At 66.0% G+C, this 14,024-nt stretch carries 12 protein-coding genes; 1 reads left to right on the top strand and 11 read right to left on the bottom strand.

Features of this window, described 5'->3' with window-relative positions; genetic code table 11:
- Positions 1–250: 250 nt before the first annotated feature.
- From AC1DWR_RS08255 to AC1DWR_RS08245, 3 genes are all read right to left on the bottom strand, one after another.
- Positions 251–1,099 carry a PIN domain-containing protein gene (locus AC1DWR_RS08255; protein WP_477624213.1) on the bottom strand — a complete coding sequence of 283 codons (849 nt, stop codon included), beginning with the start codon at positions 1,097–1,099 and terminating at the stop codon, positions 251–253.
- A 205-nt stretch (positions 1,100–1,304) separates the two neighbouring features.
- Positions 1,305–2,090, bottom strand: a complete 786-nt coding sequence (locus AC1DWR_RS08250; RefSeq protein WP_477624212.1) for a DUF1883 domain-containing protein — start codon at positions 2,088–2,090, stop codon at positions 1,305–1,307.
- A 512-nt stretch (positions 2,091–2,602) separates the two neighbouring features.
- The gene (locus AC1DWR_RS08245; protein ID WP_477624211.1) at positions 2,603–3,127 is read right to left on the bottom strand and encodes an AbiV family abortive infection protein; all 525 of its coding nucleotides are present in this window, start codon (positions 3,125–3,127) and stop codon (positions 2,603–2,605) included.
- A gap of 451 nt (positions 3,128–3,578) precedes the next feature.
- Here AC1DWR_RS08245 and AC1DWR_RS08240 point away from each other — a divergent pair, with 451 nt between their 5' ends.
- Entirely contained in the window at positions 3,579–4,367 is a 789-nt protein-coding gene (locus tag AC1DWR_RS08240; RefSeq protein WP_477624210.1) for a hypothetical protein, read from the top strand.
- A gap of 28 nt (positions 4,368–4,395) precedes the next feature.
- On the opposite strand, the gene AC1DWR_RS08235 is transcribed toward AC1DWR_RS08240, so the two are convergent.
- The 8 genes from AC1DWR_RS08235 to AC1DWR_RS08200 all read right to left on the bottom strand — a co-directional run bounded on the left by AC1DWR_RS08235 (position 4,396) and on the right by AC1DWR_RS08200 (position 13,439).
- Positions 4,396–5,748, bottom strand: coding sequence for a hypothetical protein (locus AC1DWR_RS08235; protein WP_477624209.1), 1,353 nt, complete (start codon positions 5,746–5,748; stop codon positions 4,396–4,398).
- On the bottom strand, positions 5,745–7,265 hold the full coding sequence (locus AC1DWR_RS08230) for a hypothetical protein (protein ID WP_477624208.1): 1,521 nt from the start codon (positions 7,263–7,265) through the stop codon (positions 5,745–5,747). Before AC1DWR_RS08230 ends, AC1DWR_RS08235 begins: the two co-directional genes overlap by 4 nt.
- 274 nt (positions 7,266–7,539) lie before the next feature.
- A complete protein-coding gene (locus tag AC1DWR_RS08225) occupies positions 7,540–8,298 on the bottom strand; it encodes a hypothetical protein (protein WP_477624207.1) in 759 nt (252 codons plus the stop codon).
- A 421-nt stretch (positions 8,299–8,719) separates the two neighbouring features.
- Positions 8,720–9,715 (bottom strand): ImmA/IrrE family metallo-endopeptidase, encoded by a 996-nt coding sequence (locus AC1DWR_RS08220; RefSeq protein WP_477624206.1) that lies wholly within the window; start codon positions 9,713–9,715, stop codon positions 8,720–8,722.
- A gap of 77 nt (positions 9,716–9,792) precedes the next feature.
- On the bottom strand, positions 9,793–10,749 hold the full coding sequence (locus AC1DWR_RS08215; protein ID WP_477624205.1) for a hypothetical protein: 957 nt from the start codon (positions 10,747–10,749) through the stop codon (positions 9,793–9,795).
- Positions 10,750–10,906: 157 nt separating this feature from the next.
- Positions 10,907–11,965 carry a hypothetical protein gene (locus tag AC1DWR_RS08210; RefSeq protein ID WP_477624204.1) on the bottom strand — a complete coding sequence of 353 codons (1,059 nt, stop codon included), beginning with the start codon at positions 11,963–11,965 and terminating at the stop codon, positions 10,907–10,909.
- Complete coding sequence (locus tag AC1DWR_RS08205) at positions 11,965–12,327, bottom strand: hypothetical protein (RefSeq protein WP_477624203.1); 363 nt, start codon at positions 12,325–12,327, stop codon at positions 11,965–11,967. Before AC1DWR_RS08205 ends, AC1DWR_RS08210 begins: the two co-directional genes overlap by 1 nt.
- 392 nt (positions 12,328–12,719) lie before the next feature.
- Entirely contained in the window at positions 12,720–13,439 is a 720-nt protein-coding gene (locus tag AC1DWR_RS08200; RefSeq protein ID WP_477624202.1) for a hypothetical protein, read from the bottom strand.
- Positions 13,440–14,024 lie beyond the last annotated feature (585 nt).

The following is a 14,024-nucleotide window of genomic DNA, read 5'->3' as shown; positions in this document are numbered from 1 at the left end:
CCCTTGGCTGCGCGTGCCATGCATCAAGGAAGGCGCTGCGGACGCGCCAAGAGCCCAAGCGTGGGACGCCGCGGCCAACTGCGGAGGTGTGCAAGCCGCTGTGCCTGCAGCGATGGTTCGCCATCTGTGACTTCGGGAGATGGTGCCCTCTTTGTCGGCGCTGTCCCCTCACATCGAGGGCGGGAGTCTAGATCCCACCGTGAGCGAGGGCGCAATGCCGGAGCTGATGCGGCGAAAAGACGCGGCGAGACTACTTGGTCATCAGCCGGGGCATCAGCCCTGCCTGTCCTGCCCGGAAGGCCGCACCAGCGTCGTAGGTCACAAAGAAGACCTTCTCCCTCGGGTGGCCGAGAAAGTCACGGAGTCGCACAGCGGTTTCAACTATCTCATCGTCGTTGTTCGGTAGCCGGGTGTGGGCGTGCGGCTCAAACACAAGTTGGGCGGTGACAGCACCTCGCGTTTCGGTTGCTGCAGTGAGCAGCGCGGGACGCGCGGGTGCGTTCCCAAGATGCTTGTACAACCACCGTGTTGCGCCAGTGACCTTTGGGCGGAGATTGCTCTTGTGGGCAAGCGAGTCGAGCTCGTCGATGACGAGCATGGGAACGACAAGGCGGAGCTCGTCCTGCATGGCAGGAGCACTTGGTCCCTCGGCATTGTTGACGACCTCATGCCAGTCGGTGTTGTCGAACGAGTTCACTTGCTCGACCCAGAAGTTGGTGTCCACTACGACCAGGTTGGTATATGAGCCATCTAGGGGTCGCCACGCCTCGGTCGCCTGAGTCAGCTCGGTCACGGCTTCGTTCATCAGGCGAGCCCGGTACTGGACCTCGTCCATCACTGCGGAGACGGTCGAGGTGACAGCGAGTGGGTTGGCAAGCGTCGCCCAATATCGGGGCGACGTGAGCAGCCGGTCGAGGTCGGCGGCAGTTAGCCGCATTCGCAGCATCCTGACCTGATTCGCCACCCACGTCAGATAACCGTTGACGATGTCGCCAGCAGTACCTGACAGTCGGTTGGTGCCATCTGCTGCCGCCGTGGCGAGCGCATCGGCGAGGTCACTTCCGGTGCCACCCGTCGGCCAGATCACGTGAGGCTTCATGCCACCACGATCACAGGCTGCGACGGCGCGCGGACGTGGACACACCGAGTGACCGGTGGCAAGCAACTCGGCCCTGACCCATGGATCGCGGGATGCTCGAGTAGGAAGGGGCGTGACAGGTCTTCACGCCGAACGGCAGAGGTGGCGAAGTGACGCAACCCCAGGCCGAAGCTCGCCGTCCCACGATGGCCGCAGCGTGCTCCCATCAGTCCTCGTCGGTGCCCAGTACGGCATCCGCGATCTGGTCGGCGATTTCCTCGATGTCGAACTCGTTGGTGCTTAAGGCGCGCTTGTCTGCAAGCGATGGACTGTAACCTCGGACTCCCTCGGCGCTGATCTGGTGCCAAATAGGAAGCATCGACTGCTCTCCGGCAACCGTCTTGGTGACAAGCCCGTCGAGCTCGTGATTCGTCCATCCTTTCGCGAAGAAGGAGGGCGATAACACAACGACCCCAAACCGGCTCGATCGGATGCCTTGGTCGATCTTCCGCCGGAGGCTGTCACCGATCTTGATCTCGGTTCGATCCAGCCAGACCGACACCCCGCGCTGCGTAAGTGCGTCCCTCAGCGGAATGGCAACCGACTCCTTGTCCTCTGTCGCATGCGAAAGGAACACATCCCACGTCTGTCCTCCGAGGACGTCGCCCTCCGGTTCGACGGGCTCACGGAGCTCAACGTCCCGGGCGGGTCTGTCCTGTTGGCGCAGCGTGGGGAGATTGCCGCGCGGTGGCGGCTGGACCTGGACGCCGGCGCGCACTTGGCCGCCGTAGCCGCCAAGGTCGACAACGACCACCCATCGGCCACTACTCGGGATGGCAATGCGTACAGGTGATTGCTTGGCAAGGCCTCCGTGATATCGGTACTGTCGGCCCGACTTGTACGCTTGGTAGGCAGACGAAGTCATGAGCTGTACGTTGGCCTGCTTGTCAAGCGTGACAACTGCGGTCGCGCCCTTCCTCTGTTGCCCGAGATCGTAGAAGAGGTGCTGCACAACGACCCTCTATCGCTTGTCTCGCGGCGGGGACTGGTGGTTGCAGGGCGCCAGTGTGTCCCTGGAGCCCTTGGCGCAAGTGCGTCCGTGGAGGCGAACCTGGCGGCCCTCGGAATGACTTACGAACGGCCAAGCGTGAGCGGTGGCCCGCGGCTGAGTGTCGGCACTCATACTCGTCCGCTCATCACCAAGCTGCCTGACACCCGTCCCACCATTACGGCTATGCGCACCGTCTCGACGGATGATGTTGTTGCTCATGGTTGCCCCTCTTCGGCTGCTCCTCGTCGGCGCGCATCACGTTAGCCGGTCCGACCGACACCACGACTGCCCGAATGAACTGCCTGGATCGGGTCGTTCTTTGACCGTGGACCTGCCCCGGATGTGCAAGCCGGCAATCTGCGCCCCCAGCCACGTCAAGATGCCGTTCACCCGTGCCATTCGGCGCGGGTCACTCCTGGCACTGACCGAGGCCGGCGCGATGTCCCCGCCGACWTGGTGGGGACATCGCGCGTTCACGGGTCGCCGGTCACCCGGTCCGGTGTGTATCGCGACCAGAGCAGGATCATCGCGATGTGGACGATCTCGCCAGCTTGGGCGGTCGTGATATGCGCCTGTTCGGGCGTCATCGTGCCCGGCCCTCCCACGACCTCCCCGTCCTCGAAGTCGACGTACAGGCCAGCCATGCGGGCGTCGAAGTCGTCCTCCGCCATCTGCTCGTTCTCCTCCGAGAACAGCTCCTCCGCGTCAATCTCCCCACGGACGTTCACCATGTAGAACAGCTTCACCATTTCGTTGGCCGCTGCGAGCTTCACTGGATGTCGTGCCCGTGCCAGCTTCTTCAACGGCTCGAAGGCGAAGTGCGAGTCGGCCATCCACGCCTTCCCGGCCTCCTCGACGGCGAACGTTGCCAGGGCATAAGCGCGCGCCCACTTCTCGGCACGGAGCAAGATCTCCGCCTCGACGACGAGCTCGTGGGCGTTCTGGAGGACGGCGACGATGAACGCTGCCTGCTGGGGGCTGCGGCCGGATTCGGTCATCAGGGAAAGGTACCCCCGCGTACCAGCAACGCGCCCGAGCCCGGCAACGGTCACCAGGCTCGTCGCCGTTCGGGTCGGTCGGCGCTCAGGTCCCTGCGGCCTCGGTGAGACGTAGAAGGCCTGTGTGCAAGCGCGGGTGCCCCCGAGACGTTCTGGGCCAGGAATGATCGGGGACGCGGACCCTCGCCTTGAAGGACCTGTACGCCTGGCCCCGCACACGCGCTCGATAGACGTCGCCGCCGCACCGGCGGTCGTCGCCCCCTGTGCCCCCCACAAGCGGCCCGCCAGCGACCAAGGGCGCACCGCTCCGTGTGGGATCGCCTTGCGGCTCCATGTCGGGGGTCGGGGGTACGTTCCACGCATCCACCCCGCCGGTACCCAGGGAGACCCGTTGACCCTCAAGCGTGAACTCGAGAGCTCCTCCTCCCCATTGCGGGTGACCTTGGAAACGATGCTGCCTGACCTGGGACGGCATGCGCGCGTCGCGTGGAAGGCGCAGATGCGCGGTGCGGTTGCCCGCTTCAACCCTGACCTTCCCCACACCCCCCTTGGGCATGCCATCAACGAGCGCATTACGTGGCAGTTCGCTCGCGTTGCCAGTCCGTTCCCCGGTCAGCTCTTCCTCATGATGTGTGGGGCGAACGCGAACGTGCTCGACGAGCTGGCCGCTGAGATGGCCGGCCCCTGCCCCGGGGTGGATCCTGACCGTGAGGCCCGGGTGGCGTGTCTGGTCGGGTTGGCTGACCAGGCGTACCGCATCAGGCGCGTCGAGGACCCTTGGTACGAGTCGCTGCTGAGTGCGCGCACTCTGGATGAGGCGCTCGCAGGTGTCGACCCGGCGTGGGTGGATGACGTCATTTCGACGTCGGGGGCCTCCCTGTCTGCGTTGGCTCCGCTGGCTGGGAACACGCCGGTGGTGCGCGGCCCTTCCTTTGTCGGGTCGTCTGCGGTGGGCGGCGCCGATGCGGACCTCATCCTTGGCGGGTCCCTTGTTGAGGTGAAGGCGGTGCGGGCTTCCGTCCTCAGGAAGCTGGACCTGCAGCAGGTTGTCTCGTACGCCCTGCTCGACTGGGTCGACGACTACTCCCTCGACGAGGTTGCGTTGCTGTCGGCGCGGCACGAGGTCCTGGTCAGGTGGCCGCTGGAGGCGCTGGTCGCTGCCAGCTCACGGGGCGAGTACGACCTGGCCGGCGCTCGATCGCACCTGTTTGAGGCGCTTGCTGCGGCCCTGGCCCAGTAGGTCGCGCGCCGGAGGTCTGGTCGAGCCGCTAGATGACCGGCGGTGACATCGGCTCCCGCTGGTGGTCGCCGGCGGCAAGTGCCTTGTGCTTGTGTTTGAACGAGGATGTGATCGCCTTACCGACGCCCTTGGCGGCCGCTAGGGCCTGAGGTGTTTCGGGCACACCGTCGCCGTCGTGGTCGATGCTGCGGAACGGGCGGGCCACTGCGCCAGCAGCGGTGGCGGCGCCCTTCGCCACCGTGAGCGCCTGAGGTTCGTCCGGCACACCGTCGCCGTCGAGGTCGACACTGCGGAACGGGCGGGATAGGGCGCCAGCAGCCGTCGTGACGCCGGCGCCAACAGCAGCGGCTCCAGTGTTCACGCGGACGCCGACTGCTTTTGCAGCATTCTCAAGGGCCTCCAACCCACGGCTGGATTCATCGCCGAGCTTCTCGGGTCTGGCAGCGACGTTGAGACAGTCGGGAAATGACTCCGGCGCCTCCGCGAACGCCGTGAGGGAAGCCTCAACGACCTCACGGCCGAAGACGAATCTGGTGGCACCACTCACAAGCGCGCCAACACCGTAATCAACTGCGGCTTGCTGCTTGTCACCAAGTCCGGCTCGCACGTCGTCGAGAATCCCTGTTTGTACGCCCTTCACCAGGCTTTGTGCGGCGCCGCCAGGCAGCGAGTCCGCGAGCGTGTTCGCCCAGTGGGACCAGTCGTTCCGTCCGCCGGTGACGGAATGGCTAACGTTGGCGTTATCCGTAGTGGATGGCTCGGCCAGATCTGTCGCCATGGTGGCGATCTGCTGCTGGCTGACTCGTCCATTCGAGAGGCCATACACCAGCGCATGCGCCTGCTGCTGGTCGTACTCGAGCCCGTGGATGTCCGCGACCGCCAGCGCGAAGATTGCCGTGATCTCGAATTGCAGCTGGGCGTCACCGGCGGGTAGCAGGGCGGCGGCTCTCTGCGCTCCAGTCTTCGCCAATCCCAGAGTTGCTGTCATTCTTGCGGCCTTCATCGTCTGCTTTGCCGCCACTGTTGTGACCTTCTTGCCAGCTTCCTTTGCCGCTGCCTTGCTGCCTGCGGCAGCGGCACCAACTCCGGGGATCATGGCGATTCCGACCTCGGCGGCGACGGTCCCTACGGTGATTGCCGCACCGGCAACACTGATCGCGGTGATGTAGTGACGCTGAAGCATCGTGATGATCTCGGCGGGTGTTCCCTCAGGGTTGCGGCGGCGCAGCCGGAGGACGTATTTGCGGGCAAGTCGACGGCGGCCAGTGACTGCGTTGTCGATCTCGCGCTGAGCGCGCTCGCCTGTGAGCTCCACCTCGATTGTCAGGTCTTCGAGGTTGTCGCCGACCGGCGTAGGGGCGGTCGCGTTGTCGTCGGTCATGCCTTGACCTCCCCTGTCAGGCCCTCGGCCAGATGGGCGGCTTCGGTCTGGCCACTGCCCGAGTATTTGCCCTCGTTGGTGAGCTCTGGCCCCGATGTCTGCACCGACTCGACATGGCCCGTGGTGACCGTCGCCGGGATGGCCGGTCGTGTGGAGTCCGCGGCATCGTTGGTCGGTCCGTCCTGTGAGGAGTAGTCGGTCGAAGCCAAGCTTGCCGGTCGGGTTGCCTCCACGTCCTCGACGTCGGTTAGGGCCGGCTGCCGCAGCTTGGGCGGCGCGGCAGACCAGGCTTTGAGATCGCCTAGGACCTCGGCGTAGAAGGAATCGACCGCCGCAAGGACGGAATCGATGAAGGCACCGCGGCCGCGGCCGCGCTTTGTGCCGAGGGTGCTCGAGGTGGCAATGCGGAAGGAGCGGATGTCTTTGGCCGGGTCGGTGACCAGTACGGCCGGGGTTTCCCGCACGGTGCGCAGCAGCTCTGCGGCGCTCGACCCCCGCGAGTGAGCCACGAAGCACTCCACACGGGCACTGTCGGGAGCATTCTTCAGCTGCCGCACGAGCCAGTTCACTCGGGTGGTTGGGCGTCCGTCTCGGGGGGCGTCGAGGTCGACGTGACAGCTCACCCGGCCGGAGCGCAGGTCTGCGGTGACGACCAGCTGGCCGATCGTGTCGGGGATGCGGATGGCGCCGGACAGCTGCCCATTTGCGCACAGCTGCTGAGTGAGGCCCTGGGCCCGCAGGGTGGGGTCGGTCAGCTCCTTGCGGCTCAGGACGGGCACGACCTCGGTGCCCAGGCGCTTGCCGAGGTTCAGGCTCGCGAACCGCAGCAGCGCATCGAACCGTGCGACGACGCTGGCGATGCCCTTGTCGTTGGGCCGCAATGTCCCGGCGGCGACGGCGTCGCGTACGCCGGTCCAGGACTCGCCCATGTCATCCATGTCCATCGCACCGGACCGGTCGTGCTCGAGGTAGCGGATGAGCTCCCCAAGAATCCACGCCTGGTCGGGGTCGGCGACGCCGCGGAACTCCTTCTGCATGACGGCTTCGGCCAAGACCTGAGACCACGACAGGTGGTGAAGCTCGACCTTGCGGAGCTTGCGCTTGTCGACCTTGGTGGGGTGCTGCCCGGCGATGGCGGGGATCTCATTAGAGATGGTGATGACCGCATCGAATCCGTGCTCGCGGGCGATGTCGAGGTAGTTCTCCAACTGCTCGACCGCAAGCTCGTTGCTGCCGGTCTTGACCTCCACCAGCGCCGTCCACGACTTCGTCCCGCGAGAGACGCGGATGAGGCCGTCGGGGTAAAGCTTCTTCTCCCCAAGGAGAAACGGGACCTCGATGTAGCACCCGATGGCGCCCGCGGACGCACCAAGCGGCTTCAACAGCGCCCAGCCGTACTCGCGGACAGCGCCGAGAACGGCAAGCAATGCGGAGGTTGCCCGCCGCTCCTGCTCATCGGCTCCGTTGATCCCGGACGTCGGAATGAGGCGTGCTTCATGCCAAGACTGCTCGGCCATATCGATCCCCTGCGCTGGTGCTGGTGTGACAGGGCTGACCGTACCGTCGGGTGTGGTCAATTGCGCACGTTTTGGGGTCTCGACAACGACTCCGGGCCGTTGTTGGGCCGACGCGTGGGCCGTGAAGGGCGACCGACCCAGGACCGATGTCACCAGACGTCCGCCGGCATGCTCATGCCGCACCCGCGTGTCACGTGAGGAGCGGCCCCCAGCGGCGAAGAGACGCACGCCGGCGGCTTATCAGCGCTCTACGTGGCGGAAGCGATGAAGCCCGTCACCTGACCCGCTTCCACGGGCCGCAGCCCTCGGAGGAGAACCCTCCATCGGACGGGCGGATCGTGACCGTGACCCCGGCTGGAGCGTACGTGACAAAGTCGTTTGCGATGGTGGCACCACCCTTCGTGGTCCGCTCCCAGTAGCAGTCGCTCATCCCCTTGGCTGTGCGGTACGTGCCCGGATTGATGTCCACGCCGACCGCGTAGTCGCCGTCGTCGATTGTGTTCCCGCTCGTCTTGGTCTTCATCTCCGCCGCGCGGGGCGACTTGGGACACAGCATGAGCGTGCCTCGCAGGACATGGTTGTCCCAAGGGGCTTGCTCCTCGAGCGGCTCATCATCGACGCAGATGCCGAGCATCGTCTCGAGCGCCCCTTGCGTTGTCTCACCGCTGTTGAACAACCGGTATTCCCTGACGGCACGAATCTCGTTCGCGGAGGGCTTGTGCGTCTCCTTGACGGTGATGTCACAGATGGTGAGTTTCTGCTTGATGACTTCGGCCATGCTGGCCACCGCGACCTCGTTGCTGTCGGCGTCGTAACAGGAGAACTCGTACTCGGAGGCGGGCGGTGGGACGGTGATAGCGGTCGTCGTGCTTGGCGTGTTCGTCGTAGTGGTGCTGCTCGAGCTGCTGCTGGTTGAGCTGATGCTGGTTGGCGTGGTCGGTGTGGTCGTAGCGGCCACCGGGCCACCCGGGCCACCGCATGCGGCCAGCATGAGGGCGGCACTGAACAGTGTGACGGCGGCGGTTTGGCGCATGATGTCCCCCTTAGTTACCCCACCGTGAGGCTAACCTCGACGGGTAGCGGCCTGCGGGCGTTTCGCAAGGTCCGACGAAGCCGACCCAGGTCGACCGCTCGACCCTGGGCCCTACCCGGGTTCACGGCGAGCCGCGATAGGGCTGCGATCCGCATGCCGGGGCGTCTGACGATTTGCTGCGTCAGCCGGCGTCGGGGACCGCCGCTCGTCTTTGCGGGTGTCAGGATCACATTCGTAGTCTTCCCGGAGCCTAGGCACTCGAGCGTAGGAATGCTTGACGCGGGATTTCGGACCATGGGATGAGGAGGGGCCTACCGCATCCCTCCTTGGTTTCCCGTCGCAGGCCGCGATGTCATGTCGAAGTGCTCTCACCTCGGCCGCCAGGTTGGTCAGGGCCTGTCGCCCGGTTAGGGCGTCGGCGCTAGGCGCAGTCGTTGCAGATGGGGCTGCCGACAGCGAACCGGCTCAAGGGCCACTCGAGGTTGCACTGGGTGCACGCCTTGGTCGTTTGCTTCTCCCCTTGGCAGACGCACCGCCCGCAGTCTGGACACCGGTCGTAGCGTCCGCACACATCGCACCCTGACCCGCTTCCGGACTCGAACGTCGAGCCACACGGGCAGTGCACTTCCTTGGACCCCCACCGAAGCCGCCCGGGCGCGTACGCCCCGCTGACCCAGCCAGGGCGCCCAGAAGTGAAGACGGCGTACACATACTCACCGTCGCGGACAGCGTCTGCCGCGAACCCGTCAAGGGTGCGGCCCGTGCCGTACATGACGGAGTCGTCACGAGAGCGGGCGCTACCGGCCGTAGTCGCCCGAGCGACAACGCTTTCGGCCGCCTGAACCGTTCCACGTTTGGGCACGATGATGTCCCCAGCGGCGGCGGAGAAGAACTGGGCCCGGTCGTGGGCGGTTGCCACCATCACCAAGCCGTCTGCCCGCAACAGCTGCACGACCGCAACGGCGCACGCAGACCGGCTGGCCCCAGTGTGCGCGTGCAGGTCAGCGATCGCCGATGCTGTCGGCACGCCATCGCCGATGACCTCTAGGACTACGTCGTCACCTAGTAGAACTTGCGCGGCGAACGCCTCGCACACCTGCTCCTCAAGCCGGCGAGCGCGGTCTCGGTCGGCCTGTATCAGGGCCGCCAGGCCCCACTCCAGGTCACCTTGCTGCTCGTGGTGGCCGAGTTCGTGCAGGGCGGAGTACCGCATCTGCGGCACATTGCCCGTGTTCGTGACTGTGATCTGGGGAGGGTGGTGGTTCGTGCTGTACGAACCGAGGACACTGCAGCCGCCGCCGACCGGTCCGCCGTCGACGCGGAACGCCACCTCGGTAAACGCTTCGAGGGTTGCCAGAGGGTCCTGCCGTAGCTCAGCGACCAGGCCGGGGTGGTTGGCCTCGAGACGATTCACCATGGCGACGGCCTGCCGCTTAACCGCTCGCGTATCGAATCGGCGTGCCAGTTCGCGCGGGACTTCAGGTGGCGATGGAGTCATCGCGTGGAGGCAATCTCGTCGTTGATACGTTCCCGCAGCAGCAGGACGTCATTGGACACGGTTCGGTCCTGTGCGCTGCTGCGTCGCGCGGCGAGCCCGTACTGGGCTTGCGCGAGCGTGACGCGGGTCGGACCTTCACCTGTTCCTCGCATCTTCGCAATGGTGAGCAGGGCGACCTTCTGGGTGGGACTGTCCAGTTCGGCGATGACATCTACCGGTGGCTGGGGGGCCTTGGGCAGGGGAATGCCGGCCGCACGCAGCTTCTCCTGCTCCTCAGCGGTCGCGGTGACATCGCCGCGGGCGATGGCAAGGGCGCGCTGCGCGGGTCCGCCCAACGCTGCAGCGATGTCGCGCAAGGAATCCTGCCCGATGGAGGCAGGCTGTTCGTCGGGGTGTCGAGACCAGGCTGGTTCCATCCAGTCTGTTTCRCCCAAGGCGGCGATGCGGTCTGCGAGCTCGTGGCGCGCCATTCGGCGCGGGTGCGCGTCATCTCGGGTTGGTGTTCCAGCATGCCAGCCCTCCGGTAGGGCTGCGGCGTCTCCTTGACGCATCCAGGTGCGTACCTGCCCAACTTGATGCGTCGTCAGGAGGGTGGTGACATGCCGGTACAGAACCCATGGGCCGACACCCGTTTCGAGCATGGCGAACACCGCGACGTCGCGGGCGAAATTTGCGTGCGTGCCGGGAATGACGAGCGCGGTCTCATCAGCCGCTGACGGATCCACGTTGATGGGCATGACCAGAAGGTGGTCTTCGAAGGCGCGCGTGATGACGACAAGCGCGATGGTGTCGTCCCATCGCAGGAGCCAGCACTCGCCCGGCTGCGGGGTGGGAACGGTCATGTCCGGGCTGGTGGGCGAGGTGTTGGCCAATGCTGCGGCAACGACCGACGGCGACTGTGCGCTCAGCATCGCCTCAAGTTCGATGAACGCGTTCGCCGGGTCGGTGGTCATGAGTCCTTCTCCGCACAGCCGTTGGGGCCCGCTTCGGCGTGGGCGGGCGTGGGCTGGAAAGTGAGTGCAGCGTCGTGCTTGTTCGGGGTCACAACGATATCTGTCGGGCCATCACACCATTTCGTTTCTTCGAAGGCTGCAACATTCGGGTGGTCGTTCATGAGGCACCTCCAGTTCTGTGGTCGGTGTCAGCGGACGAGGCAGTAGGCGTGCTTGGCGGCTGCGCCTGTGCACCGAGGTTGGATGCGGTCGTAGCAAGTTGCTGCAGATATTGCAGGGCGTCGGCGCCGGTGATGGCGTCGTGGGCAGTCGGCGCGGGGACGTCCAGGTGCAGGGCGCGCGCGAGGACGGTGCGGGTCGCGGTGCGTACGCGGTGGGTCCGTGTCTTGCTCCACCCCAGCTGCTGCGCCGCGGTGCTCAACGAGTCTTCGAGGTACGGGACGATGGCACGCTCGTCCTCGGTCAGCTGACCCCAGATGACGTCGGCGAGCACGGCGCTCACTGCTTGTGTGGCTGCATCCGGTGCAGGAGTAGGTTCCACGACAGTGCTGGGGCTGTCCAGGGGGACGTGGTCCGGGTTCAACCCGAAGTACTCGGCCAGCACCTTCACGAGGGTGGATTCACCGAGCGGGTGCTGCGCTCGTTCAAGCACTGCTTCGAGCAGGAGGGACAGGTCTCCTGCTGAAGCAAACGGGGAGCGGCGGTCAACGTCCTCGCTCCAACGGGTCAGAACGACGTGCTCGACGGCGAACGCGGCGCGCAACAAGGCGTCGAACGGAACAGCGGTCGCCTCCACCGAGCCGGGCACCGCGGGTGAGACCGCGTCTGTCGCAAGCGCCCAGCGGCGACCCGGCAGGGAAGTGAACGTGTCGGTGGATGCCGTCAGCAGCTTCCTCACCCGGTTGGCCAGGTGCCCAGTGTCAGTCTTGCGGGACCGGTCGGCGAACGCAGTCCGCACACGGCGCGAAACGACCGCTCGCAGACTGTTCTCGTCCACCGCGGTCGACAGCAGTTCGTCAACGAACGTGGTCCCTCCGCAGAACCCAAGCGCCACTTCGTGCGCCAGCTCCGCCACGTCGTCCTGGGTCCATCGGCCAAGCCGGCCGGGGTCCGGGTAATTACGTGACCGCACGGTCTGTGCTGTGACGTCGAGCAGCATGCGCAGCGTCTGCGGGCCAGCTTGCCCCGTGGCCACCATCTCCTCGTATGCGCTCATCAGGACGCCTCCCACATTGCGATGACCTGAGACAGGTACGGCTCGGGCAGGATGCCGAGGAACTCGCAGGTCGGTTCGCTCAGCAGTGAGATGTCGATGGCGTGCTGGTGTCGTGGGGCGACCACCCCATCCTTCGTCAGCCGCCTCAGGATTCGAGCAGGTGTGAACACCCCGGGAACCCTCACGTCGGTCGTGCGCGCCCACACGATCACCAGGGCCACACCATGGCGGGGTCCCTGCACGATGACGACTGGGCGCGCAGGCTTCACATCGCCACCCGACAACACCCAGGACTGCACGTGCCAGACCGCTCCGGGCACCAACGTCGCCGGGTCAGGCGAAGGTGAGCTGGTCGCTGTCACTTGACCACCTGCTGTCCGATCGCGGCCATGACCACCGTGCGGCCGCGCCAACACACGTTCGCGGCGGGCCTGGGTGGGATCCGCCGCAGGGATCGGCGGCGCTGCTGGGCTAGGCGTGCTGCTTCCACGCGAACCGCCCTCCCTCGATGGTGCTCCGCCACGGGGCGGCACCGAGCAGTTCTCGCCACAGACACCACCGCGAATCCCCTGCCCCCGGAAAAGCATGCTACTGCAGGCGCCGCGGCCCTCGACCGTCACGACGGCGGCTACGTGCGGGGACTGACGCTCGGCACGGGCCGGCCCGGCCGCCACCGCGCCCCTGCCGCAGGGCATTGCGGCAGGGGCACTGGTGAACTGGTCGGAAGCCACAGGACGGTCGTGGATCAGCGAGCTCAGTTGTAGGTGTATCCGATGGTGATGACGGGGTCGGCCTTGAAGCCCCACCCGTACGCCCGCTGCTCCCCGAGGTCGACCGGGTTCCCGCCAACCGTGTTCACAGCCGGCTGGCCTGGCAGGGCCTCGACGATGGGGGTGTCGATCGTGGCCCTGGCCGTGAAGTCGAGTGGGAAGACGACGCTGACGCCGAGGTGGACGTTGCCGACCGGGTTGAACGACAGCTGCGGGGCGTACATCTTGAAGCGGTACCGGCGGGTGTTCCCCTCCAGGGGCATGAGGCGCTCGCTGGCGTGGATGCGCAGGACCTGCTGACCAGCCGGGATGGTGATGTCGGCGACCTTGTAACCGGACACGAGTGCCTCGAGCTGCTTGCGTTCGTTCTGGGCCGGGTCGAGGGTGATGCCCTGCTTGGCCAGGATGGGCTTGAGCAGTTCGGCGTCGGCCTTCTTGAGGCGCTTGAAGGTGGCGGTGCGGTCGAAGTCGCTGTCGGTGGCCGAGACCACGCGCACGAAGGCGGACGTGCCACCCTCGGTGTTGGCCGCCAAGACGAGGCGGTACTCCTGCTCAGCCGGCACCTGGACGGTAGCGGTGATGGTGGAGTTCGCCACGTCGTAGGAGTCCGGCCCGAAGGAGCGGGTCGGGGCAATGGACTCGATGTCGACGTTGATGCCCTGGGTCAGGACCGTCAGGTCGGTGGAGATGGGCTTGCTAGCCATGGAAGTTCTCGCTTTCTGGTGAGGCGGTTGAGGCGGCAGCTGCTGACACATCCTTCTGTCGCTCCATCGACGCGAACCGTTCCGGTTCTCTCAGACACGCGCGGCATCCCCGTCTCACTAGCCGAAATCGAGACCGGTCGCCCCCCGGCTGCCGCATGCGCGTGAAGCTCAGTCGATTCTGGCGTTGGGCCGTTCTCGCAGCAGCTCTGGGCGAAGTTGGCGATGAATGGCCCAGATGTGGGGGCTCGTCTGCCGGATGTCCGTTGCCGTTGTCTATCTGAGCACAATGCCGGAGTATCGAGCCCCCATGCTTGCCGCGTCGCACCCTGCCCCGGGGGACACGCCCTCGTACAAGCCCATTTTTGGCGGGGTGACTATCGCGAGCATGCGGCTGTCATGCCTGCGTCTATGTGGGCGGTAGGCAGCAGCTCGGGGACGCGCCAAAGGTGGGCCAAGGGACGCGCTCACTCATGCGCAGGTCCGGCCTCTGCGCCCCCATCCCCCTGGGCGAGCCGATCCCGCGGCCCGCTTGGGCCAAGTCGCCGCCAGGAAGCCACCCGCACTTTTGTGCGGGTAGTACTCCAT

It is taken from the genome of Pedococcus sp. P2_E2, assembly GCF_056403955.1.
This window is presented reverse-complemented; position numbering and strand designations above follow the sequence as displayed.